Origin of the sequence: Spongiimicrobium salis (assembly GCF_043678055.1) — a bacterium.
Classification (GTDB): Bacteria; Bacteroidota; Bacteroidia; order Flavobacteriales; family Flavobacteriaceae; genus Spongiimicrobium; species Spongiimicrobium salis.
In genome coordinates, this window is sequence record NZ_JBHEQA010000005.1 from 127107 (window position 1) to 152035 (window position 24929).

Sequence of the window (24929 nt, forward strand, 5' to 3'; positions counted from 1 at the left end):
TTTTTTAGTTAACTTTAGGAAGAACAATCTAATTAAAATATTTTAAAATATGGCTAGATTAATGTTGGAGTACTATAAAACGGTTCTCCAAAAAGTGAGCTTCGATACGAAGTTATTTTGTAAAGAAGTGGAAAAAGCAGTTTCCAGATTATTGCCAAATGAAGTAGAAGAATTAAAATATTGGTTAAAGCAGTTCTTAACGGACAAACCGGAATTGAACCAATGTCTTCTCTACCTAAAAGAATAAAAAAAAGCCACTTTTAAAGTGGCTTTTTTATGCGCTCTATCTTACAAATTGATCGTATCCCTTGGAAGTGTTTTTATTTGCCAATTGGACTGATAATATTTACATCCTGAAAAGCTATTGCTCCACGGACAATACCAGAGATAACATTCTTTAGCGCTTCTGTAATCTGAATTTTTAATTCACTTTTATGGTAAATCAAACTTACCTCCCTTGCTGGGGATGGAGAGTGAAAATGACGGAGATTATGCTTTTTTTGTGTATCCAGCTCCAACGTATTTAGATAGGGCAATAAGGTCATGCCCATCCCTTCATTGGATAGGTTTACCAGAGTTTCAAAACTTCCACTCTGCAGTCTAAAATGATCGGTCGCATAATTTTTGGGAACATTGCACAAGTTGATAATACCATCTCTAAAACAATGCCCATCTTTCAATAAAAGAATATCATCAATATCCAAGTCACCGGGACTTAATTTTTCCTTATCACTTAGTCTGTGATTTTTGGGAACATATCCAACAAAGGGCTCATAGTACAATGGCCGTTCTTTAATGAATTCAATTTCTAAAGGTGTTGCCGCAATGGCAGCATCCAAATGCCCATCTTGAATATTCCGGATTAAATTTTCAGTGCTTTGTTCTCGGATAATAAGATTTACCTTGGGATATTTCTTAATGAAGGTCTTTAGAAACATCGGCAGGAGGGTAGGCATTACCGTAGGAATAATTCCTAAAGTATATTCTCCTCCAATATACCCTTTATCCTGATCTACAATATCCTTAATGCGCTCTGCTTCGTTGACGATGTTTTTGGCTTGGGCGACAATCTTTTTTCCCACTTCCGTGATATTGATAGGCTTTTGCCCCCGGTCAAAAATCTGTATAGATAGTTCTTCTTCCAATTTCTGTACTTGCATACTTAGTGTGGGTTGTGTAACGTGACTTTTTTGGGCAGCTAGGGTAAAATTCCGATATTCTGCCACAGCAAGGACATATTGTAGTTGTGTAATTGTCATTAGGTATAATTTTGAACTATAAAAATAAAAAAACTATCAATAAAACTTATAGAAATAACTGATTTTCGTGCCAAGAAGTGCGAAGAAATTTTGAGGCCAAACCCTAAAAACATCAAAGAAACTGTGTGTCAACAAGATATCTTTAAGTTTCGCTAAGTAGATTTTTGGACATTCTTGTCTTTTGGGAGAAACGCGAACACAATATGCCAAATTCAATACTAAAAAAAACAATTCCTAAGGGATAACCGTATCTTTAGACAATAAATGATAGGCTATGAAACAACTAAATGTGATACTATTAATACTTTTTATCCTGGGAGGATTCTTAGGAACCAAGGGACAGGAGTTATCGCCGCAAGTAAAGCGTTTTGTTCGTGTGGATTCCGAACAAATTGCAATTACCAATGTGCATCTTATTGATGGAACTGGAGCACCCTTAAAAACCAATCAGACCATTGTATTGGAAAACGGTCGCATCATTGCTATAGGGGAAACATCAAAAATTAAAGTCCCGGAAAGCGCACAGCGCATAGACGGTACCGGAAAAACTGTTATTCCGGGCTTGGTCATGTTGCACGAACATTTATTTTATACAAAACCTTTTGAAAATTGGTTCAGTGTAGGACAAATGACTTTTACCTTTCCTAGACTATATCTGGCGGGTGGTGTCACTACCATGAGAACGGGAGGAAGTATACAGCCCCAGACCGACCTCAATGTGAAAAAGTGGATCAATGAAGGAAAAATGACCGGCCCCAAGATGGATGTTACTGGCCCCTTTATTGAACGGGAAGGACCGAGAGTCCCAGAATTGGGATTTCTAGGGAATACGGATGAAGTTGCTAAAATTGTGAATTATTGGGCAGATAAAGGCGTCACATCGTTTAAGGTATACAATAATATCACCAAAGAAGATTTAGAGATTTGCGTAGCCGAAGCCCATAAAAGAGGACTGAAGGTTACCGGGCACCTCTGCTCACTGACCTATGAAGAAGCTTCAAATATTGGTATTGATAATTTGGAACATGGGTTTATGGCTTCGAGTGATTTTGCTATGGACAAGCAAGAAAATATTTGTGATCCCTTTGCTGCTAGGACAGGTCTGGCCAAGGAAGAACTCCATGGTGACCACATAAATGAACTCATGGCTACTTTAATCAAGAATAAAACGGCCATTACGGCTACTCCTGTTGTTTTTGAACCATATACGGATCATGAACTTATCCCTGGCGGTGGAGCCGATGCTCTCGCTCCACAAATACTGGAACGCGTGCAAAAAGGGTATAAGGCAAGTCAAAATAGGGATGCTGCCGCTAAGCGTTTGTTCAATAAGAATTTGCAGTGGCTGAAGCGGTTTTATGAAAAGGGAGGTTTGCTGGTGGCGGGAACCGATCCTACAGGAGCGGGTAGAACGGTAGCAGGATATGCCAACCAACGCACCATAGAAATTTTCGTGGAAGCGGGATTCACTGTTGAGGAAGCTATTAAAATCAGTACGTATAACGGTGCCTTGTTTTTAGGTAGGGAAAAAGAAGTGGGGACGGTGGAAGCAGGTAAAAAGGCAGACCTTATTTTGATCAAGGGAAATCTGAAAGAGAATATAAAACATATAAGAAATATGGAACTTGTATTTAAGGATGGCCAAGGTTTTGATTCTCAAAAACTATTTGATTCGGTCAAAGGACAGGTAGGACTTAACTAAAATTAAGCATAGTATATGATGAAGACTGTAGAAACTGTTGTTCAAGAAAATTTAGAGAGTTACAATAGGAGAGATATTGAAGCCTATATGTCTTCTTTTAGTAAAGATATTGAATTGTATGCCTTTCATGGGACAAAACCCTTAATTATTGGATGGGACGATTTCCGAGCATTTTACGATAAATTGTTTCGAGATTCCCCAGAGCTTCATTCTACGGTATTAAAAAGAATTGTATTTGGGAATACCGTAATGGATCATGAGCGTATTACAGGGCGTCAAGGAATGACAGAGGCTTTTGAAATTGTAATGATATATGAAGTTACGGAAGAAAAGATTGTCAGAATGACGATTTTAAGAAAATAAAAAGGACAATTATTGCCAATAATTGCCCTGTCTTTTATGATTGTTCGTAATTAAAATTTGATGATAAACTCCATTTCCTTATCCGCTAGGGTAAATTTGGCATCTTCAAAAGTTGGAGGTCCCATACTCATTGCATTTCCGGACATTCCATAACTTTCTTTGGGCATTCCATTGGCTTCAAAATCCATTCTGTTATTTTCATTCACGTCGTGCATGGCCATAATGGCGTAAGTTCCTGGAGGAACATTTTTAAAAGTGAAGGTTACTTTTCCATCTTTAATGGTACTTTCTAAATTTTGAATCCCGGCACCTTTCATGAAGGTAGTGTCATTATGAAGAGAAACAATCACTTTGCCCTCGTCACTTAAGACATTATCTATAACAACTTTGATGTCGTTTCCTGTAGTATCTTGTGCAGTTGCCATGAATCCTGTAAAAAGTATGCTTAAAAAAAGTCCTAATGTTTTCATTTGTAGTTTGTTTTAAGTGTTAATGATGCTGTAAAATTGCAGTATCGACAACAATTTTGAAAATGGAAAAGGCTGAACTGTAGAAATTCCCTACCGAAATGTCAATCTAAGGATTTCACTGGGAAAAGCGTAATAAAACAACTGTCCTCATGCACGGGGCATAGGGACAGTTGATCGGTATAAGGTATAGTATCTTATTGGCCTTCAAAAGGCTGGCAGATAACTGGGCAGTTAATCACTGCATTTGTAGCTCTAAGTCCAAAAACAAAATCGTTCTCAATTCCAGGGCTTCCGAAGAAGCTTTCAATGGAACCAGCATCGATCAAAGCAGAAAGATCTTCGAAGCTTGTAATCGGTCTTCTCAATCCTGCATCGATGGCAGCATCGGTCCATTGGTTCAAGTGGGCATCCCACATTGGAGAATAGTTATTGTTGGGATCACTGTTGTCAGGATCAAAAGGGAAAATATTGATAGGATCAGGGAAGCCTGGATCTACTACAGAAGAACCAAGTCCTTGTCTATTTACTTCAGAACCTCCTTCGGTCAAGGTAATACCATTGGTGTTGGGAGAGAATCCTAAAAGTACAGTTTCACCGTCCAATTCAGACTGTCCAAAAACAGGAAGATTGGCCATTCTTGGTGCGTATACGCCCAATTCAATGGTAGCTGGTCCTGGATCGGATGAATCTGTTACCAAGTGGTAGTAGTAGTTGTCACCACCTTGCCATCCATCCAACAACTCAAAGTTTACCCATCTTTGGTCGATGTTGATTTCACGGATTCTGTCATGCGTACCCGTTGCATTTGCAATTACCTGAAGATTGATTACTGTTCCAGAAGGAAGTACTACTAGGGAAGAATACTGATTATCACCTACGGCACCTGGCTGTACAGCTGCTGGAGGGAAGAAATTAGGCGCTTCACCTGGTGTAATGCTTCGTACAGGAGAGAAATCCACATCACCAGGAAGAACAATTCTACCATTAGCGTTCACCGTAACACGCATGGCAGCATCAGCGGCACCGGGAAGTGCTCCATAGCGCAATTTAGGAGAAAGAATAGCTCCGTAAATTTCAGCAGTTTCAGGAGTAGAAGACTCTGTAATGATAAAATATGTAGGCTGCCCGTTAGGCCCTATTCCTTCATATATGGGAAGTGTAGTGTTGGCCTGACGATTGTCCCTTAAATCGGCCACTGCAATGGCACTAGGTAAGAAAACGTTCAATTCTGCATCAAAACCTCTATTGGATCCATTGAAATCCTCAAGCGTTCTTCCTGCTTCACTGGCTCCTAAAGAAGTAATCAATGTGGCTTCTTGCTCGGGAGTCATTTCCCCGGCAGGCTCATCATTATCGGGAACACCGTTACCATCGTTATCTATGTTGATTACTGGGTTATTGATGTCTACATTGGCATCGTTGATTTCAAAGTCGTTCTCACAACTTACCAATGCCGCACCGATCAGCAGTGCCGACGCGTACATCATGCTTAACTTTTTCATTTTATTTTTCATTTTTTTTTGAATTTTAATGTTTTAATGCTTTTCATCTTATGTTTTCAATAGGCTGGCCTGCTATCATGAAACTACAGTAGGTCAGACAAGGATAAAGGATGAAACTAACCGATAAAAAGTGGGGTTTTATTGATCTTTTTATTTAAATCTCTGGTAGGCAGACTTTTGTGCGGTTTTTTTTAACACGTTAAAAAAAGCTTAAAAAAATTGTAAGTATTTTCGTCATATTTTTTCGCTAAAAAGGTGATCAAAACGTGTATTGTTGTGATTTTTCTGTGATGTTTGACATGTATTTAAGGAGGGTCTTTTCCATGAGGTTTTTGTATTCCGTGAATTCTTGTAAAGGCTGCAGCTTGTCATTTAAAAACAACAGTTCGGTCGGTTTATTTATGTATTGCATAGGGGATGCTTCAAATTTGTTTCATCAAAAAACGAACAGCGATGAAACAATTTTTCTCTTTCTTTATTTTTTTATGTACTCCCTTTTGTATGGGGCAAAATACGATTTCAGGAGTCGTAATGGATAAAGATAAAGCTCCAGTAATAGGAGCTAATGTATATTTAGAAGGTACCTATGATGGAGCTTCCACGGATGAAAATGGGAAATTCACTTTCCAGACCCATGAAGAAGGGACACAGACATTAACCGTTTCCGCCATAGCCTATGAGACTTATGTCCTTGCTGGGGATGTGAAATTCTTTGCCCATATATCCATTACCCTTCAAGATGCCATTAATTCACTTTCAGGGGTAACATTAACGGCTGGGACATTTGAGGCTGGGGATAACAGTAAAGTATCGGTCTTAAAGCCTTTGGATATTGTGACCACTGCAGGAGCAGTGGGCGATTTTGTAGCTGCGTTACAGACGCTACCGGGAACTTCCACGGTTAATGAAGATGGTCGCTTATTTGTAAGAGGGGGCGCTGCCGGGGAGACTCAGGTTTTTATAGACGGTTTACGTGTTTTTCAGCCTTTTAGCGCTACGGCGAACAATGTACCTACAAGAGGGCGGTTTTCACCTTTTCTTTTTAAAGGGATTACGTTTAGTACCGGAGGGTACTCTGCGGAATACGGGCAGGCGTTATCCAGCGTGTTGCTATTGAATACTACCGATGTTCCCGATCAGGAAAAAACAGATATTTCGATCATGAGTGTAGGAGGAGGACTGGGACACACCGAAATCTGGGGCAATCAGTCTTTAAGTGTCAATACGTCTTACATTAACCTTGCTCCATATGAGGCTTTGTTGCCTTCAGATCAGGGCGTACGTTGGAATAGTCCATTTGAATCTATTTCCGGGGAAGGGGTGTTTAGAAGTAAAGCAGACCGGAGCATTTTAAAAATGTATACCGGTTTTACACGTACCAATCTCGATATTGATCAAGAAGATATCAATACTGTTGAACCCGTTCAATTTCAATTGCGCAATAACAACCTCTATTTCAACAGCTCTTTTAAATACTTTTTTGAACAGGACTGGACCCTCACTACTGGAGCTAGCATTTCCTATGACACTAATGCTATTGGAATAGACAACAATAACGTTACTATTAAGGAAACGGCATCGCATGTAAAAGCAAAAGTAGCTAAGAGATTTAGTAATAAAGTGCAAACTTTTTTTGGAGGAGAGTATTTTAATTTGGATTATGAAGATCGTTTTCAAGCGCCAAATATAGAGCCTCAGAATAGTCAATATACAGATGGTTTGAGTGCTTTTTTTACAGAAACAGATGTCTTTTTTAGTAATCAATTGGCTGTGAAACTTGGAGCAAGAGCTGAGTACTCCAGTATCCTTCAAGCATTTAGGGTTTCGCCTAGGGCATCCCTGGCCTACAAAAGCAGCGAAAAAGGGCAGTTTTCTTTGGCCTATGGCAATTTTTATCAAAATCCATTATCGGAAAGTTTACGGTTCAGTCAAGAGTTGAACCCTGAGCGGGCTACCCATTACATCTTCAATTACCAATATTTGGGCAACGGTAAAACCTTTAGGGCCGAGGCTTTTTATAAAGACTATGAGGACTTCATAAAGTTTGATACGGCTACCCCACAATTTGATTCGGATTTCAATAATGAAGGGGATGGTTATGCCTCGGGGCTTGATCTTTTTTGGCGAGATAATAAAGGAATTAAGGATTTGGACTATTGGATTTCGTATTCGTATTTGGATACGGAGCGCGACTTTAGAAATTTTAGAGAACGTGCCACACCTAATTTTGCAGCAAAACACAATTTTTCCATAGTGACTAAGTATTGGATCAATAGCTTGCGGTCTCAAGTGGGCTTATCTTATAATTTTGCCTCGGGCAGGCCTTATGACAACCCAAATACTACTGCTTTTTTGGCAGAAAAAACGCGTTCTTTTAACAATATAAGCCTCAATTGGGCGTATTTGGTCTCTCCTCAAAAAATCCTGTACTTTTCGGTAAATAACGTACTGGGTTTTAATAATATCAGTGGCTACAATTATAGCAACTCACCTAATGCCAATGGGGTATTTGACCGGCAAGCGATACGCCCGCCCGCTGATAGTTTCTTCTTTGTGGGATTCTTTTGGACCATCAGCACGGACAAGAAAAGCAATCAACTGGATAATTTATAATGAATTTTTATATAGGGGAATGCATTCTTTTTCACCATTCCACATCGTATACCTTTGTGGGATGTAAATTTTGATTTTTATCTGGAAAAAAGAATAACCATTGCACTTTCTATAAATACGTAACTTTGGAATTGTACTTAATGAAATTGTTATAGGCGCAAATTGTACGCATAGCTCCATTGTCCATTCCGATCTGCTTGCCGAACATGTCAATATTCTGGTCCAGACGGCAAAGTGTATTGGAGATATCCAAGTGAGAAACCGCGGGACTATAGGAGGCAGTTTGGCCCATGCAGATCCTTCATCCGATTATCCGGCAACAGTTTTGGCCTGTGATGCTAAGATTGTAGCCACCGGGAAAAATGGAAGCAGAACCATTGCAGCTACCGACTTTTTCTTGGGCATTTTTACAACAGCCTTGGGAGAAGCTGAAATAATCACCGAAGTGCGTTTTTCCAAAGGAACACAGGGCAACTATCAAAAGTTTTTTCAATCGGCTTCCCGCTTTGCCGTTGTTGGTGTTGCTGTGGTCAAGGAAGGAAACGCGGTTAAAGTGGGTGTTACCGGAGTTGCAGATACCCCTATAGGGCCACGGCGGTGGAAGAGGCATATACGGGAAGTAGTGATGTTGCTTCGCTTGCCGTAGATAATGTGGATGTAATGAGCGATCATTTTGCCGATCAGGAGTACCGTTCCCATTTGGCAAAAGTTTTTGTAAAAAAAGGACTGGAAGCATAAGAGGTCCCAAAACTATGCACAAACCATTAAACCCTTGATGATAACATCAAGGGTTTTTTGTAAAATAGAAACGAACTTTCCGTAATGTAATCCAGCGATTCATATTGGTACAAAATACCTTATTGCATTGGTGATGGAGGTATGCATATCCTAAGAACTTATTTTTCCATTTTTAAATAATAATCCATGGAGTGTTTTCCAGAACCATAGAATAGGAAAAAAATAGAAAGCAAGAGTACGGAGGCAGATAAAATTAAATTTGTGGTATTCATTGCTCCAATAAAATTAATCAATACCGCTCCAATTAGAATGGGAATCTGAGCCAGTATGGCATAACGCGTCAATAACCCAAAAATAATTAAGATTCCTCCAATGAAATGCGCTGGCACTAGGTAATGAATAAGAATCATACCTCCGGCTAGGCTTTGGAAAGGTTTTATAAGTTCCATTAATATTTCGCTACTCTGCATAAAGTTTATACCCTTAATGAGAAGAAAAACTCCCAACCCAATACGTACAATATCCAAAGGATAATACGTATGGGCATTTGCCCATTTGTTCAAAGATTTTATTGTTGCCATAACGGATGAAATTAAGATTGTATATCTTATAAAATACTCATTATTAGTGATATACACAAATTTTAACTGTATGGCGCCCTACAGGCCTTGAGCAGCCGCTTCGGCACAACGCTCTCCATCCATAGCCGCAGAAATGATACCTCCGGCATAACCACCGCCTTCTCCACAAGGGAAAAGGCCTTGAATTTGCGGATGTTCCAAATTTTCTTTTCTAGGGATGTTGATGGGAGAGGAAGTACGGGATTCTACGCCTACAATATTGGCTTCTTCGGTATAATATCCCTTCATTTTTTGTCCAAATGCAGCAAAGCCTGCTCGCAGTCTACTTCCGATAATCTTTGGTAAGAGGGAATGTAAGGGGGCAGACTTAAGGCCGGGCTGATAGGATGTGGGATTGAGAACTGTGGAAAAGTTACCCTCAACAAAATCGGTCAATCTCTGTGCAGGAGCTGTCTGGCAACGCCCGCCTGCGGTAAAAGCCAAACGTTCCAAGTCTTTCTGATATTCCAAACCCTTTAAAACGCCAAAATGTTCGTATTTCCGAATATCACGATCCACATTAATTTCCACAACAATACCGGAATTGGCATAAACACTATTTCGTTTAGAGGGGGACATGCCATTTACTACGACTTCACCATTGGCCGTTGCAGCAGGAACAATGAAACCTCCAGGGCACATACAGAAGGAATAAACTCCTCTTTCCTTGACCTGTTGCACCAAACTATAGGAAGCTGCCGGTAGATGTTCGTTGCGTGCTCCATTGCAGTGATATTGTATACCGTCAATAATATGTTGGGGATGTTCCACACGCACGCCCATGGCAAAGGATTTTGCCTGTAGCCCAATATTCTTTTTGTGTAAGAGATAGAAGATATCCCGAGCGGAATGTCCGGTGGCTAGAATAATACGTTCCGTAGGTAATTCTCTTCCATCCAGCAGTTGAATGGCCTTTACGACATTATCTTTTATCAGGAGGTCTGTTACACGGGATTCAAAATGTACTTCTCCACCGTATTTTAAGATGGTTTCCCTTATATTTTGTACAATTTTTGGCAGTTTGTTTGTGCCAATATGTGGATGTGCATCAATAAGGATTTGAGGCGTTGCGCCGTGATGGACCAAACTTTCAAAAACACGTCGGACGTCCCCCCTTTTAAGACTTCGGGTGTATAGTTTTCCATCGGAATACGTTCCTGCTCCACCTTCGCCAAAGCAATAGTTGGAATCTTCTCCCACGATATGATCCCTATTGATTGCTTTTAAATCCCGGCGTCTGTCTTGTACATTTTTACCGCGTTCAAGAACAATGGGCTTAAACCCCAACTCCAAACAACGTAAGGCTGCCCACATCCCCGCAGGTCCAAAACCTATGATATGTATGGGTTTGGCCTTAGATACGTCTTTGTAAGTAAAGGAATACTGGTCTTCTTCCCGAGATTGTTCTCCGATGTAAACAGTGACTTTATAATTAAAATATATGGTAGGTTTCCGGGCATCAATAGACTTTCGCAGTACTTTGATGACTAAATTTTGTTCTGATTCCCCTAAGTATTGCGCAGCTTTTTTCAAAAGAATACCTTCTAGGGATACTTCCTTCAGCGGAACGCGAAGTTGAATGTTTCGGATCATGAGGGCAAAATTACAGGAATTTTAAGGAATTAAATGAAGGAGCTGATTAAAATAAACAAGGCCACTCAACGTGGCCCTGTGCTGCATTTTCTAAATTTTATTATCCTTCATTTTCTGGGGACAACATTTTGTAGAGCAGTCCTGCAATAATTGCTCCTATTATGGGGGCTACCCAAAATAACCAAAGCTGTTCCATTGCCCAACCTCCAGCAAACAGCGCCTGACTGGTACTCCTTGCAGGGTTCACAGAGGTATTGGTAACTGGAATGCTGATCAAATGAATCAGTGTGAGCCCTAGACCGATTGCCAGTCCGGCCATTCCTTTTGGTGCCTTGGAATGAGTGGCACCCAATATGATGACCAAAAACATGAAGGTCATTACGATTTCAGTGATAAGTGCTGCGGTCATGTTGAATCCTCCGGGAGAATGTTCGCCGTAACCATTGGCGGCAAATCCACCCAATTCAAAATCTGCTTTGCCACTCACAATGAGGTATAGGATGCCGGCTCCCGCGATACCACCCAATACTTGGGCAATAATATAGGGGACAAGTTCTTTGGCGCTAAAACGTCCTCCTACCCATAAACCTATGGATACTGCCGGGTTTAAATGACAACCCGATATGTGTCCTATGGCATAGGCCATGGTGACCACAGTAAGTCCAAATGCAAGGGATACTCCTGCAAATCCAATTCCTAATTCTGGAAAACCTGCTGCCAAAACAGCACTTCCACAACCTCCCAGTACCAACCATAGGGTACCGATAAATTCTGCTACTAATTTTTTCATTTGTTTTAAATATAGTTAATGATTAGAGTGTAGGTGAAAGATAAGAAAAAAGAATATCTCCTGATTTTTAGGGAGTTGAAGTTCGGATAAATCCTATTGAATCTATAATTTAAGGACATTGGGGTCAGTGAGATCCCCTGTTAAAATCAAGAATCCTGTGGCCAGATTCGTTAAGTTCTCTTGAACCCTACAATTCATCCTATAAAGCATACAATTCGGTAAGTGTTATTTCCTGTATTGACCACCTTCCTTCAAATTTGTAGTAGAAATCAATAAAAACAACATCATGAAATTAACAATGACCATTTTGGCCGTTTTGATGACTTCCATTGGAGTGGCCCAAGACAAATACGAGAAAGGAATGCAAAAGGCATTTGAACTATGGAAAGCTCAAAAGACCACAGAAGCTTCCAATATGTTTGAACGGATCGCAACGGCCGAATTGGATAATTGGTTGCCTTACTATTATGTAGCTCAAATAAATACCATGGTAGCTTTTGGGGAAAAAGAAGAGAAAAAATTGGCTCAAAAGCTAGAGAAAGCTCAAGAGTTTTTAGATATAGCCAAGGGGATATCTCCCAATAACGTCGAAATTATGGTGCAACAAGCCATGATACACACCGCCTGGGTGGCTTATGATGGTGCTACCTACGGCCCCACTTTGGGCGGAAAGGTAGTGGCCCTCTATCAAAAGGCGCTTAAAATGGCACCGGAAAATCCACGTGTAGTATTTTCCAATGCAGAATGGGGTATGGGTTCGGCAGCATACTTTGGTCAGGATACAGCACCTTATTGTAGCGAGGTGAAACGTTCCTTGGAACTTTTTGCTAAATTTAAACCAGAAAGCGCTTTTCACCCCAATTGGGGCAAAGAGAGAGCAGAGATGGTTTCTAAAAACTGCGAAAAATAAAAAAAGGCATGCGACATTTTCTAAAACATCTATTTAACGCTATTGCATTGGGAACTGTTATTTCCATTGTTCTCATCGTAATTTCATACATACTGGGGAATTATCAGGATGGATGGGATTTCGCCAGCCTTTGGAAGGTGTTTTATCAGAACATGACCTTTTCCATCATCCTTTACTTGATCAATGCCTATTGGCTGCAATATCTTTTGACCAATTACAAAAAGAATGAACTTTTTAAAATAAAGATGTTCGCCTTGGCCATATGCGGTAATATTGTGTTATCGGTTATCGGGGTATTCATAGCCAGGTTTGTATTGCTCGTTGGTATTCAAGGCCGTCCGTGGATGGACTTTTTGACAAGGGAAAATATAGGGGAATATACCTCTTCAACCACTTTGGCCACCATCATTTCCTTGATATTCTATAGTGTCTGGTTCTATAAACACAAACAGGAAACTAAAGTTAAGGAACAAAAAATAATAGCGGGAACGGCCTCGGCCAAATTCGATGCCCTTAAAAATCAATTGGACCCTCATTTTTTATTCAATAGTCTAAATGTATTGACCAGTCTTATTGAAGAAGATCCCTATCAAGCACAGAAATTTACAACATCCTTATCCAAAGTATATCGCTATGTATTGGAGCAAAAAAACAAAGATTTGGTAACTGTAGATGAAGAATTGCAATTTGCACGAACCTATGTACGTCTCCTTAAAATGCGATTTGAAGACAGTATTGTTTTTGAGATTCCGGAACAAAGTACCGATCCTGAGGCTAAAATCATTCCTTTATCCCTGCAATTGCTCTTGGAAAACGCAGTAAAACACAACGTAGTTACGGCAACACGGCCTTTGCATATTAAGGTGTTTGAAACAGAAGGTATGCTAGTGGTGAGCAACAATTTGCAGGAAAAACAAGTAGTAAAGAAGAGTAGTGGAGTAGGCTTGAGAAATATACAGCAGCGCTATGGCATCCTTACAGACAAACAAGTACAGATTCATAAAAGCGCAAAGGAGTTTCAGGTTAAACTCCCGATGCTGAGAAAACAAATTGCAAAAATGGAAACACAACAAAGTTATATTAGTGATAAACGCTATCAAAAAGCAAAGGAGAAAGTAGAGGCGATTAAAGGATTTTATGGAAATCTATTGGCCTATTGCATTGTAATACCCATACTTATTGTGGTAAACTATAGAACTACCGATTTTCCTTGGGCTATTTTTCCAGCCCTAGGGTGGGGATTTGGAGTAACGGCCCATGGTTTGGAGGCTTTTGGGTATAATCCTCTTTTTGGGAAACAATGGGAAGAACGAAAAATGAGGGAATTTATGGATGACGATACTTTTTGAATCCAAATAGGTACTGCTACCTACAATTCATCGGTTGAAATTGACAATTGGGAATGGAACTTTTTATAGGGTGAAGCAATTTGTCGAAATTTAACAGCAAGATAATCAACGAACAATAAAAACAAATGGAAAATTTAGATAAAGAAAGTAAATACCTTAGAGCGAAGGAACGGGTAGAGGCCATTAAGAAATTCTATTCCAGCTTGTTTTCTTATATCGTGTTTATCACCCTCTTGGGTGCTTTAAATTACTACACTAATCAATGGGAGTATATGTGGTTCCTTTGGGCAGCATTTGGATGGGGTATAGGTATCGTAGTTAAGGCCGTAAAAGTTTTTGGAACAAATGTTTTTATGGGTCGGGATTGGGAAGAACGCAAAATCAAAGAATTTATGGATAAAGATCAAAAACAACAACGATGGAACTAATGACAACAATAGAGGAAGAGAAAAGAGAACGCGCTAAAAATCGCGTAGAGGAATTAAAAGGATTTTATATCCACGCACTGGTTTTTGTTTTGGTAAACCCTTTTTTGGCCTTTTTAAACTATATGACCACCGGGTGGGAACCACTTTGGTTTATCTATCCACTTCTAGGGTGGAGTTTAGGCCTATTGATTCATGGACTGTGCATCTTTGGAGTCAACCCCTTTCTGGGAAAAGATTGGGAGCAACGAAAGTTAAGAGAATTTATGGAAGAAGAAGATGAACGGGGAAAGTGGAATTAAGAATCATTAAATAAGCGAACAAATGGACTATAACAATACATCAGAATTAGATAAAAAACAGAGAGCAAAAAAACGTGTGGACGAACTAAAGGGGTTTTATATCCATGCCCTTGTATATATTTTGGTAAACAGCTTTATCTCCATAAGTAAAATAGTCAATAATATTCAGGACGGAGAAAGTTTTATAGAAGCGTTTTGGGATTTTGGTACTGGTGCCGTATGGTTTTTCTGGGGTATTGGTTTATTGATCCATGGACTAAATGTATTCTCTTACAATCCTTTTTTTAATAAGGCGTGGGAAGAACGTCAGATTCAAAAATATATAGAGGAGGATGAGAAAGCTTCTCGAAAATATAGATGAACAATAGCAAATTTTTAAAATCATACCGATGAAAGAAATGCCTTCTGAACACTTCGCAAAGGCCCGAACCAGAGTAAACCGCATTAAACGGTTTTATAAACATCTTATGGTTTATGTTTCCGTTAACATCATAATTCTTTTGATAAAGGGAATTGCGTGGCGCTTTTTTATGGATGAAGGTATTACGGATCAGGGCTTTTATGATTGGTTTAAGCTGAATATGCTACTAACGCCAATTTTTTGGGGCATAGGATTGTTTATCCATGGTCTTTTAGTGTTTAGATACCCCGGTTTTACCATAAAATCCTTAATGTCTAAGGGGATGAGGAATTGGGAGGAACGACAAATTCAAAAGTACTTAAAGGAAGACGATAAAAGCTAGACAAAAGTATTTTTGAAAATTGTTTGGAAATCGCCATGCTTTTAGCACAATTTTACTTTTTTTTGGATTTGAATTCAACCAACAACGCACCATATTATGAAAACGATCATTATAGAAGACGAAAAACCAGCCGCACGACGACTTCATAGATTATTGGCAGACTTGGGTGTAGAGGTATCTGTGATGCTTCATTCTGTTGAAGAAGCCGTAGAGTGGTTTCAAAACAACGCACATCCCGATTTAATATTTTTGGATATTCAATTATCCGATGGCCTTTCCTTTGAAATTTTTGATGTCATAGAAGTACATAGTGCCATTATCTTTACCACAGCCTATGACGAATATGCATTGCAAGCTTTTAAATTAAACAGCATTGACTATCTTTTAAAACCAATTGATGACGAGGAATTGGAAAAAGCTGTGAAGAAGTATCGGGCATTAAAACCAACCAATCAAAAATTGGCTCTCGATTTTGACGATATCAAAAAACTATTGGTGAATCCGTTGGAACGCGAATTCAAAAAACGATTTACCGTAAAGGTGGGGCAACATATCAAAATTATCAATGCCGATGATATTGAGTGTTTTTATAGTGAAAATAAGGGGACATACATAGCCACATCGGACGGGAGAAATTATCTTTTGGATATCACTTTGGAGAACCTGGAACCCGAACTGGAGCCCAAACAGTTTTTTAGGGTGAGCCGTAAATTCTATGTGAACATTAACCACATTAAAGATATTATTTCTTATACTAATTCCAGACTGCAGATAAAACTCAATCGTTTTAAGGAGCAAGATATTATCGTTAGTAGAGAGCGTGTTAAAGACTTCAAGTTATGGTTGGAATAAGTGAACTCAATAAATTGATTTTCAAAATATAGTATATGTTTAGGAGGAAATAATAGATTTTATCTATGTCGAGTTTTGATAAGAATTTTTCTTCCTTTCTCATTCCAGATTTCGGTTATACTAAAACCTTGGTCCTGCAGCTATCAGAAATATGAGGGAATTCTGTTTAATACAATCCTCTTTAGTGGAATAGGTGTAAAATTTATTTTTCTATTCTATTTTCATCAAAAGAAGATGGGAGAAGTTTGGGAATTAGTTTTATAAAAATGGGCAATAGCACGGCGCCTCCTGGAAGCATGAAAATAGCAAGGGAAGGAATACTCTTGAAAATGTCGATCAGCTGATTTTGAACTTTCTTTTTTTCTTCTGCATTTAGGTCACGCAGTGTAGATTGGGTAAGCAATCCTACCAACTCTTTACTCTCCTCTAATTCTTTTTGAAGACGTTTTCTGTTTCTTAGAATAAGTTTATTTACAATTTTAGACATGCTATCGTAAAACTGCACGGCCATGGAATTGTTTTGTAAATGTGGAATTCTATTTGAATTTAATTGAAAAAATAGCGCCACCTCTTCTAATGATGCACTTATTCTATTTTCGGGAATTCCCAAATCGGAACCGATTCCAAAAATAAAATTAGATTCTTTGTAGTCCAGAGATTGATCTTCCCATACCGTTAAGCAGGCCACATCAAGAAAATATTGATTTTCACAAGAAGAGTTTTTTATTAATTTTTCTCGGTAAGAACCATCAAAAGTTTCCTGTTCGCTATCTATAAAGCTCAGGGAAGACGCAAATAGTTGTGCCAATTTCTCGTCGTTTTTATTCTTCTCCTTAGAATTTATAGCATGGTAGGTAATATTGATGGTGATATATTCTAAATTCCCAGCATGTTTTTTAATGTCGGACTTGCCTTCTAAATATTCTTTAAAGGTGAGCACATCTATAAACAATAACGAGTTTGTAATGATGCTATTAAAGGTCTTACTGATAACATTGTCATCCAAATAAACGCGGGAGTCAATGAGTTTTTCCAACTGGGAAGAGGTTTTGTTCCCGCTGAGAATTTTGTTGAAAAAAGAAATTTTCCCAACCTCCAAACGCTGATAGAATTCAAAAATACAATCCAAAAAAACTTCAAAATCCATTTCCTTATTTTTAAAGGAATAGGTAAAATACAGGGCCGTTAGGAGGTTTATTTTGGCATTTTCATCTTCCGATAAGGAATGCTCCGTTTGAATGAGATTGGTGGTTGTAGTATTAATACCATAAATGAAACCGCAGGATTTAAGGTCATTGTATAAGACATCAAAATTAGGATATGCCCCTAACTGCTCTTGCAATAAGAATCCAAATTTATCGATCCAACCTGTTGCCGAAGGGTTCATTTCGTTTGGGAATTTGAACTGTCAAAATAAAGAAAAAGATGGGACATTTCTTCAAAACGCCTAATTTTTATAACAGCCAATCATTTCCTTAACATTACTTTAACAAACATGGATAAAACCCATAAATTGAAAGTTTCGTAGGTAAAGTTGAGGGTAAGAAGAGAATTGCTATGAAAAAGAAAAGAATTCTTCTCCTTGAGGTCGTAATCCCTGAAGCTTAGTGCATCAGGGTTTAACGGCGTACAATACGACAACAACGCTAAAAACAACAATATGACAGACACCGGAGTGAATGGCAGAAACACTCTTCAGTAAAACAATGTTGCCCAATAGTTTAAAAACGCAAATAATGAAATCTTATTTATCTTCTTTATGGCTACTCCTACTTCTACTCTTTGGAATGATGGCCTATGTAGTGCAAGATAAAATGTTGGCAACAGTGCTGACCAACAGTGGGGATTACAATAGTTATTTAGATATTACACCTTCTGATAGCGCACGCTTTTTTGAATTATGGGATGTGGAAATACAATCTGATAGTACGACCACTGAGGGCTTGGAAATCATTGTGGAACTCTATAACTCCTACTTTCAGTCTACCGGGAATATTCAATATTTAAAGAAGGCAGAACAAGCCTTGAAAAAAATAATACAGCAGAATACCAAAAATAGCGGCATGCATTATACGGCTTTATCCAGGAACTATATGGCCCAACATCGGTATGAAGATGCATTACAGATTGCAGATACCGTGGAGCAGTTGGATGTTGATATTAACAGATCCAAGAACCTGCTATTTGATATGCATATGGAACTTGGAAATTACCAGAAAGCCAAAATGTACTTAGATAGTATAAAGAATACAACAACTTTTGAGTATATGCGGCGTTTGGCCCATTGGAAGGATTACAAAGGTGATGTTCAGGCCACCTTAAAGCTCATGGAGCAAGCCAGATTAAAAGCTGAAGATGAAGGTAATAAAAAAGAAATTTTACAATCGTATCAGGAATTGGCGGCTTATTATTATGAAGCGGCAGTACCCAAAAAAGCATACGATTACTTCTTGAAGGTCCTGACCCTGGATTCCTATAATATGCATGCTAAAAAAGGAATAGCCAAAATCGTGTATTTCCATGAAAGGAATGCCAATGAGGCTATGCGGATTTTAGAGGCAATTTCCAGTATTCACAATACCTCGGATTACTATTTATTGAAGGCTGAGATTGCCAGTGCTCAGAAAGACAGTACAGAAGTTTATGCCAATATTGATTATTACTACCAATCGGTGCAAAATCCGGATTATGGGAGCATGCAGCACCCGGATAAAAGCGATTTCCATTTAAATAAGACAAAACAATACATAAAGGCTATAGCTCTTGCAAAAAATGAAGTCATATACAGGCCTAGCCTAAAATCGTATGATCTACTTGCGTATAGTCATTTTAAAAACGGTGATATTGATAAAGCCCTGGAGGTTTTGGAAGAACATGTATCGGGAGTTACCCATGAGCCTTCAATATTATATCATAAAGCAGAAATATATAAAGCCATTGGAGATACCGATAAAGTGGCACAATTGAAAAAAGAGTTGTTGGAAGGAGTCTTTGTACTGCAGCCTTCCATGAAGATAAAAGTAGCCAAGTTATAAGTAGTATATATAGTACGAGTACTACGGATAATATAGAAATAAATTGGTTTTATTTTGTTTGTTGTTGTTGTTTGTAAAAGCACCTTGAACTTGTTTTCTTGGTGCTTTTCGTCTATTTATTTGGTTTTTTTTAACTTTTATTTAGGAAATGTCAGTCGAAATGACTATTATTACCGTTCAAATGTAATATTTGAATTATTCTTGATGCCCCAAGTGTTACGAATAATAATGAAACCAAAAGTAATTTTTTGACCTATTGATTAACCCTAAATCTAAATTAAGTTATGGAATACATTCTTTTTTCTCTTTGGATTTCAGTGATGTTGTTTTCAGTTCTTAAGGTAATTTCAGCCTACATGTCGTTAAAACGTTTTTTGAAAGTGGGTAAAAGCGCAATTTTCAAAAACAACGCCTATTGATTAGATTTTACGCTAGAACAACATTAAAGTAAATAGACTTGGTAAAGTTCCCCAATACTTTCCTCTTGTAGTCGTATTTATGGACGTACTGGATTTTTTAAGCCTTTTTATTGCGGAAACTAAAGTGTATTGTAGGCCTATATGGCATTACACTTAGATATGATATCCTATTCTGGAAACCTAGAGGTGTTCTGTAATACGGTATCCGCCAACTTGTAAACGGCTTACAGGAATAGCATATAGCATGAAACCCATATTAGGGAAAACAGGGTGTATGCTATTCTCGTTTTATGCCATGTGAATAGGGAAGACTCCTGTAGGAGTTTTTTGATGGGCCTGCCATTCCAAGGAATGCCCTTAATGAATAATACTGGTCCTTAGAGTTCGTATTGCTTTTTTGAAATTAGGATGAAGCAGCTACCCCAAAGGTATAAAGCTGTTCTAGGGTAGGCGTTTCACTACCTCCTATAGGTTCCAAGGTGATTCCATAAGCAACAGATTGCAATCCTTTGTTTTCAAAAACAAATACTTTATTCTCTACGGCTTCAAAATCATCAATGAGTCCTATACTTGAAGGAGTAAGGGGATTTAAATTGGTGATAGACCATACTTGGTAAACCATGCCTTCTGGCGGCTCTGGTAACCCTAATGCATCTATATAGACCTTTTTTTCCTGATGGTTCCAATAGACCTTGGCAAAGGCCTCTGGAGATGCATCCTGACCATTTAAGGTAGTAATGGAAGTAATATTCTTATCTCTTAACTGTAATAAAATATGCTGTGATTCCTTTAATGCGGTAGAAGAGGCATTAAGTTGTTTTTCCAAAATCCCATTTTCTTGGTCTGCAATAGAAATTTTGGAACTAAGTACGGTATTTTGATTGTATAACCAGGTAATGGCTATAAGCAGTACAACGCTTGCAGCCCAGCCCATATAAATTTTCCAGTCCGTATTGGGTATTGGTAATTGTTTGGTATTGTCGTCCCAAGACACGTCTATACGGTCCATGATGGCGTCAAGATTCTTATCTGGTTGGTATACCACAGGAGCGGCAATTTTAGAAAGCTCTAATATCGTAGTTTCTATCTCCTGAATTTCTTTATGTATTTCGGGATGTTCATTGGACAATTCATGCACCTCTAAATTCCCTTTTTCAGAAAGCGCTCCAGCTACATAAAGTTCTAAAATACCTGAAGTTATATATTCTTTTACATTCATATTATACGTTAACAAGTTCCCTCAACTCTAGAATACAGTTTCTGTTTCTAGTTTTTATGGTTCCTATAGGAATACCGAGTTCTTCGGCAGCTTCCTTTTGCGTATATCCTTTAAAATAGAGCATGTCTATGGTCTGTACGCATTTTTCCTTCATATTTTTTAATAGGTTCTTAATGCCAATGGCATCCACCCTATTATCAAGACTATCATTGTCTTCCAATATATTTACGAAAAAATCGGCAGAGAGGTTTTTTTGGCTGTCCTTATACGATTTAGAGCGTACAGCATCAATGGCAGCATTCCTTGCAATATTCAATATCCAAGTGAAAAATCGCCCCTTGGATGCGTTGTATTTTTCAGCATTGTTCCAAATTTTCACAAATACATCCTGTGCAATCTCTTCGGACAATTCTGAGTTTTTTACTATAGTATTGATAACACCTAAAATGTTTTCTGAATACATATTGTACAATCTTTCAAAAGCAATAGCATCTTTTTTCTGAAAGCGTTGTATTAATAGATCTAATTCCATGACAATAATTTTATTTGTTGTTCTCTCTAAGTAAGAGTCTGTCTAAAACAGTTTTCTTATTCATTTTCGAGAGCAAATCACGGTATTCTATGCCTTTATTGATTCATAAAAGATGTTGAAAGGGAAATTTTGGCCTTAAAAGTGAATTATATCCCCTGTGGAATTCCCTAATTTTCTTTAAAAAGGAATTTAAAAGGTTAAAAGGGATGATTAATACGATGATATCACCTTGAAATAACCTAAAAGTGAAGAAAAAGACTTTAAAATGAAAAGGCCAATGCAAAATAGAGGTTGCATTGGCCAAATATAATAGAGGTTGGTAGTTGTTTTATTTTATGATTCCGGTGCAGCTGACTCTTTTTCCTGCCGCTCCACTAGGTTGGGAAGTAAAGTCATCCACGCCTTGGTGAACAATAACTCCTTTGCCCACAATATTTTTGGTTTCATCCTCACAACTGATGCACCATTCATCAGTGGAAAATTCAATTTTTGCATTGCCATCGGCATCGGCAGTAAAATTCCCGATATCCCCTTTATGGTATCCTCCTTGGGCACCCCATTTGGCGTGAGGTTGGAATGTAGGGTTCCAATGACCTCCAGTGGATTTTCCATCAGCGGACGAGCAATCTGCTTTTTCATGGATATGAATAGCGTGTTCTCCTTCCGTAAGTCCGGTCAGCATCGCTACCATTTGTACTTCTCCATCTTTTTCAGTAAAAGTTACTTCTCCGGTAACATTGCTGTCACTTTTTGATTCCATGGAGAATTTAATGACTTCCTCGTTGGTTTGTTTACAACTGTAAGAAATGATGAAAAGCACACCAAGGGTCAAAATCTTTATTTTTTTCATGGTCAATTATTTTAATTATGACTTAAAGTTACATAATATTTTAGGGGGAGCAATAGAATGCTAAAATGTTTTTAGGAGTTCGCGCTGATCCCGAATACCTAATTTCAGATTTTTGCAAATCAAAATAGATTTATCTATCCGGGTCTGTGAAGTACGGTATCTGGATATCATATAAATGATGCTTCTTTTTTTTCCAGGGGTGAAGGTATTAAAAATCGATTGCGCTTCTACATCGTCCTGTAACACCGCTTGTAACTCTTCTGGCATTTCCACACCGTATTCCGAAATATCTTCAAAAAGCTGTATTTGAAAATAGTCATTGGGAAATACGCCTAATTTTTTTTGATTGCTCTTGCCGAAGAGTATAAAATATTGTGTTCCCTTTTTTCGTAAACTACCATAAAAGGGCAATACTTTTTTTTCGAATTGAGCCACTACCCGAACGCGTTTATGTTCCTGCTGCACAAAGTTGCGAATAGGAGTTTCAGGAAGCATCAACAAATTGGTATTTGTGATGCATACTTCAAAAGGCTCACTTTTTAACATAATGACCCAGCTTTAATAGTTGTAATGCAACTAGCTTCATTAGTCGACCCCATATCCCAGAAGGCATATCTTATGGAATTAGTTTGCTGATTACCTGTACTTCATTGTGTAAAGTCCTATGCACGGGACATTTATTGGCAATTTGCAAAATACGTTCTCTTTGTTTTTCATCCAAATCACCACTCAACCTGATTTCGCGATGAAAAGTGTCGATTTTGGAGGAAGGCGATTCACAGTCTTCACAGTCCACTGCATGCGTCTTTCCATAGGAGGTGTGCACTTCTACATTGTCCACCTTCCAACCTTTACGCCTAGCGTACATTTGAATGGTCATGGCAGTACAAGCAGATAATCCACCAGAGACCAATTCGTAGGGAGAGGGGCCAAAATTATGACCACCTACTTCCACAGGTTCATCTGCAGTACTATAATGACTTCCCATTTTCATGGCGGTAGTAAAACTATCTTCATCGTTTAGACTGGCCATGACCTGATGTTTGGTGCGTAAGGCATCTTCATCGGGAATAGTAACATAACGCTTGGCCCATCCGGAAATCACATCGCCTACATAAATGGAATCTTTTTTATTCATGAGCAAGTGATCCGCTCCATCTAGGGATACAAAACTTTTGGGATGATGCGCGGCGAAATAAATTTCTTCGGCATTTTTAATTCCTACGGTATCATCTTGGGGGGAATGCATAATTAATAAGGGCTTACGCAAACTTTTTGCGGTTTCGGCCAAAGATTTCGTTTTTAGGTCATCCAAAAACTGCTTTTTGATGGTAAAATCACGACCACTGAGATTTACAACTGCCTTTCCATTTCGTTCTATTTCCTCTATACCGCTTTTTAACAGATGCTGCACATGTACCGGATTCGATGGAGCTCCTACAGTGGCCACTGCTTTGATCGATGGGATTTCCAATCCAGCAAAAATTACGGCTGCTCCACCTAATGAATGACCAATCAAAATACTGGGGGCATCATAATTTTGGGACAAATAATCTGCCGCCGCCACTAAGTCGGCCACATTTCCCGAGAAGTTGGTATCTGCAAAATCTCCTTCACTTTCCCCAAGGCCGGTAAAATCAAATCGAAGTACTCCAAAACCAGCATTGCTCAATCCTCTACTTATATTTTTAACAGCACTAAGATTTTTTGTGCAGGTAAAGCAATGGGCAAAAATGGCAAAATTATGAGGATGTCTATTCGTAGGGGTTTCCAAGCGCCCCACAAGGGTCTGTCCTTCTGAATTCTTGAACGTTACTTTTTGTAATTTCATGCGAATAGGGTATTTAAAATGTGGTTGAAACGAGATTAAAGTGCCAAGATCCAAAAAGGATTCGTCTTTTTAATTGGCTGTTGTCTTGTTTTTCTTTCTTAGGTCGGGATTAAAGAAGATTCCTAGCTGTAAGCGATCAAAATTTGCAGTATTAAAATGATTTTTAAGATAACCTAGTTGGATACTGGTTATCGCATTAAGATGGAATCCCAAGGCAAAATACAGCCTGTTTTGACCAAATACGTTGTCCTGCAAGTTCAAGAATACTTCATCATAAGCATTGAGAAATACAGTTTTAGATAAAGGGTAGGTCAGTTGCAGACGATATCTTGCCCTATGCTGTGTATCGGTTACAGATAAATCTTTATTGTTGATGAAACGTTGTTCGAGCCGGTAACGATGCTCAAAGCTAAATTTTCCAGACTTGCTTTTTTGAATGAACTGCTCAAAAATACGGTGCTCGGTAATGGTATTGGTAAAGGGAATGCCTACGGCCCCATTATCTTCAAAAGTGGGATCGGTATCAATATAACCATAACCCAAGGTGACAATATTATTGGCATCCAAATGATAATTGAGTCCCGTACGCAATAGCAATTGATTGAAATTGCTCAAAGTTTCATAAAATCTAAATTGAGCCTCGGAATGGATACTTAAGTTATCCGAAATTTTATTGGTTCCAAAATACATATACCAAGCACCTAAATCATCTTCCCCATTATCTTGGGCTTGGCTATAAAACATCGTGCATAATGCAATACAAAGGCAATAAACTCTTTTCATGGGTAGTGATTTGTAGGTGTTTTTAAATT

26 protein-coding genes are annotated in these 24929 nt (G+C 38.5%); 13 read left to right on the forward strand and 13 right to left on the reverse strand.

What is annotated here, in order from left to right; all coding sequences use genetic code 11:
• The first annotated feature begins 49 nt into the window (after window positions 1–49).
• Complete coding sequence (locus ACEXOE_RS19430; RefSeq protein WP_394750521.1) at window positions 50–247, forward strand: hypothetical protein; 198 nt, start codon at window positions 50–52, stop codon at window positions 245–247.
• A 73-nt stretch (window positions 248–320) separates the two neighbouring features.
• Here the strand turns inward: ACEXOE_RS19430 and ACEXOE_RS19435 are convergent, their stop codons facing one another.
• A complete protein-coding gene (locus tag ACEXOE_RS19435; protein WP_394750522.1) occupies window positions 321–1259 on the reverse strand; it encodes a LysR substrate-binding domain-containing protein in 939 nt (312 codons plus the stop codon).
• Window positions 1260–1533: 274 nt separating this feature from the next.
• Between ACEXOE_RS19435 and ACEXOE_RS19440 the strand changes: the two genes are divergently transcribed.
• Together ACEXOE_RS19440 and ACEXOE_RS19445 are read left to right on the forward strand one after the other, a co-directional pair.
• Entirely contained in the window at window positions 1534–2961 is a 1428-nt protein-coding gene (locus tag ACEXOE_RS19440; protein ID WP_394750523.1) for an amidohydrolase family protein, read from the forward strand.
• Between the two features lie 15 nt (window positions 2962–2976).
• Window positions 2977–3324: a nuclear transport factor 2 family protein gene (locus ACEXOE_RS19445; protein ID WP_394750524.1), complete on the forward strand. Its 348-nt coding sequence runs from the start codon at window positions 2977–2979 to the stop codon at window positions 3322–3324.
• 50 nt (window positions 3325–3374) lie between these two features.
• Here ACEXOE_RS19445 and ACEXOE_RS19450 read toward each other — a convergent pair whose 3' ends face one another.
• Together ACEXOE_RS19450 and ACEXOE_RS19455 are read right to left on the reverse strand one after the other, a co-directional pair.
• Window positions 3375–3794, reverse strand: a complete 420-nt coding sequence (locus tag ACEXOE_RS19450; RefSeq protein WP_394750525.1) for a DUF2141 domain-containing protein — start codon at window positions 3792–3794, stop codon at window positions 3375–3377.
• Window positions 3795–3988: 194 nt separating this feature from the next.
• A complete protein-coding gene (locus tag ACEXOE_RS19455) occupies window positions 3989–5296 on the reverse strand; it encodes a hypothetical protein (protein ID WP_394750526.1) in 1308 nt (435 codons plus the stop codon).
• A 453-nt stretch (window positions 5297–5749) separates the two neighbouring features.
• On the opposite strand from ACEXOE_RS19455, the gene ACEXOE_RS19460 reads away from it, so the two are divergent.
• Window positions 5750–7909, forward strand: coding sequence for a TonB-dependent receptor (locus ACEXOE_RS19460; protein WP_394750527.1), 2160 nt, complete (start codon window positions 5750–5752; stop codon window positions 7907–7909).
• A gap of 151 nt (window positions 7910–8060) precedes the next feature.
• On the forward strand, window positions 8061–8555 hold the full coding sequence (locus ACEXOE_RS19465) for an FAD binding domain-containing protein (protein ID WP_394750676.1): 495 nt from the start codon (window positions 8061–8063) through the stop codon (window positions 8553–8555).
• A 250-nt stretch (window positions 8556–8805) separates the two neighbouring features.
• Here the strand turns inward: ACEXOE_RS19465 and ACEXOE_RS19470 are convergent, their stop codons facing one another.
• From ACEXOE_RS19470 to aqpZ, 3 genes are all read right to left on the reverse strand, one after another.
• A complete protein-coding gene (locus ACEXOE_RS19470; protein ID WP_394750528.1) occupies window positions 8806–9228 on the reverse strand; it encodes a DoxX family protein in 423 nt (140 codons plus the stop codon).
• Window positions 9229–9306: 78 nt separating this feature from the next.
• Window positions 9307–10860, reverse strand: a complete 1554-nt coding sequence (locus ACEXOE_RS19475; protein ID WP_394750529.1) for an NAD(P)/FAD-dependent oxidoreductase — start codon at window positions 10858–10860, stop codon at window positions 9307–9309.
• 100 nt (window positions 10861–10960) lie between these two features.
• Entirely contained in the window at window positions 10961–11650 is a 690-nt protein-coding gene (gene aqpZ, locus ACEXOE_RS19480) for an aquaporin Z (RefSeq protein ID WP_394750530.1), read from the reverse strand.
• Window positions 11651–11936: 286 nt separating this feature from the next.
• Here aqpZ and ACEXOE_RS19485 point away from each other — a divergent pair, with 286 nt between their 5' ends.
• The 7 genes from ACEXOE_RS19485 (at window position 11937) to ACEXOE_RS19515 (ending at window position 16231) form a co-directional block, all read left to right on the forward strand.
• Window positions 11937–12560: a hypothetical protein gene (locus ACEXOE_RS19485; RefSeq protein ID WP_394750531.1), complete on the forward strand. Its 624-nt coding sequence runs from the start codon at window positions 11937–11939 to the stop codon at window positions 12558–12560.
• 8 nt (window positions 12561–12568) lie between these two features.
• Window positions 12569–13909 (forward strand): 2TM domain-containing protein, encoded by a 1341-nt coding sequence (locus tag ACEXOE_RS19490; RefSeq protein ID WP_394750532.1) that lies wholly within the window; start codon window positions 12569–12571, stop codon window positions 13907–13909.
• 125 nt (window positions 13910–14034) lie between these two features.
• Window positions 14035–14337, forward strand: a complete 303-nt coding sequence (locus tag ACEXOE_RS19495; RefSeq protein WP_394750533.1) for a 2TM domain-containing protein — start codon at window positions 14035–14037, stop codon at window positions 14335–14337.
• Window positions 14328–14636 carry a 2TM domain-containing protein gene (locus tag ACEXOE_RS19500; protein WP_394750534.1) on the forward strand — a complete coding sequence of 103 codons (309 nt, stop codon included), beginning with the start codon at window positions 14328–14330 and terminating at the stop codon, window positions 14634–14636. The genes ACEXOE_RS19495 and ACEXOE_RS19500 overlap by 10 nt, the downstream gene beginning before the upstream one ends.
• A 22-nt stretch (window positions 14637–14658) precedes the next feature.
• Window positions 14659–14997, forward strand: a complete 339-nt coding sequence (locus ACEXOE_RS19505; RefSeq protein ID WP_394750535.1) for a 2TM domain-containing protein — start codon at window positions 14659–14661, stop codon at window positions 14995–14997.
• Window positions 14998–15025: 28 nt separating this feature from the next.
• Window positions 15026–15379: a 2TM domain-containing protein gene (locus tag ACEXOE_RS19510; protein WP_394750536.1), complete on the forward strand. Its 354-nt coding sequence runs from the start codon at window positions 15026–15028 to the stop codon at window positions 15377–15379.
• Between the two features lie 96 nt (window positions 15380–15475).
• Window positions 15476–16231: a LytR/AlgR family response regulator transcription factor gene (locus tag ACEXOE_RS19515; RefSeq protein ID WP_394750537.1), complete on the forward strand. Its 756-nt coding sequence runs from the start codon at window positions 15476–15478 to the stop codon at window positions 16229–16231.
• 202 nt (window positions 16232–16433) lie between these two features.
• Here the strand turns inward: ACEXOE_RS19515 and ACEXOE_RS19520 are convergent, their stop codons facing one another.
• Window positions 16434–17618: an LETM1-related biofilm-associated protein gene (locus ACEXOE_RS19520; RefSeq protein WP_394750538.1), complete on the reverse strand. Its 1185-nt coding sequence runs from the start codon at window positions 17616–17618 to the stop codon at window positions 16434–16436.
• Window positions 17619–17967: 349 nt separating this feature from the next.
• On the opposite strand from ACEXOE_RS19520, the gene ACEXOE_RS19525 reads away from it, so the two are divergent.
• Complete coding sequence (locus ACEXOE_RS19525) at window positions 17968–19266, forward strand: tetratricopeptide repeat protein (RefSeq protein ID WP_394750539.1); 1299 nt, start codon at window positions 17968–17970, stop codon at window positions 19264–19266.
• An 822-nt stretch (window positions 19267–20088) separates the two neighbouring features.
• On the opposite strand, the gene ACEXOE_RS19530 is transcribed toward ACEXOE_RS19525, so the two are convergent.
• The 6 genes from ACEXOE_RS19530 to ACEXOE_RS19555 all read right to left on the reverse strand — a co-directional run bounded on the left by ACEXOE_RS19530 (window position 20089) and on the right by ACEXOE_RS19555 (window position 24900).
• Entirely contained in the window at window positions 20089–20904 is an 816-nt protein-coding gene (locus ACEXOE_RS19530; protein WP_394750540.1) for an anti-sigma factor, read from the reverse strand.
• Window position 20905: 1 nt separating this feature from the next.
• Entirely contained in the window at window positions 20906–21436 is a 531-nt protein-coding gene (locus ACEXOE_RS19535) for an RNA polymerase sigma factor (RefSeq protein WP_394750541.1), read from the reverse strand.
• Between the two features lie 328 nt (window positions 21437–21764).
• The gene (locus ACEXOE_RS19540) at window positions 21765–22286 is read right to left on the reverse strand and encodes a superoxide dismutase family protein (protein ID WP_394750542.1); all 522 of its coding nucleotides are present in this window, start codon (window positions 22284–22286) and stop codon (window positions 21765–21767) included.
• A 60-nt stretch (window positions 22287–22346) separates the two neighbouring features.
• Window positions 22347–22832 (reverse strand): YdeI/OmpD-associated family protein, encoded by a 486-nt coding sequence (locus ACEXOE_RS19545; protein ID WP_394750543.1) that lies wholly within the window; start codon window positions 22830–22832, stop codon window positions 22347–22349.
• A gap of 70 nt (window positions 22833–22902) precedes the next feature.
• On the reverse strand, window positions 22903–24117 hold the full coding sequence (locus ACEXOE_RS19550; protein WP_394750544.1) for a bifunctional alpha/beta hydrolase/OsmC family protein: 1215 nt from the start codon (window positions 24115–24117) through the stop codon (window positions 22903–22905).
• Between the two features lie 69 nt (window positions 24118–24186).
• On the reverse strand, window positions 24187–24900 hold the full coding sequence (locus ACEXOE_RS19555; RefSeq protein ID WP_394750545.1) for a DUF2490 domain-containing protein: 714 nt from the start codon (window positions 24898–24900) through the stop codon (window positions 24187–24189).
• Window positions 24901–24929: the final 29 nt, after the last annotated feature.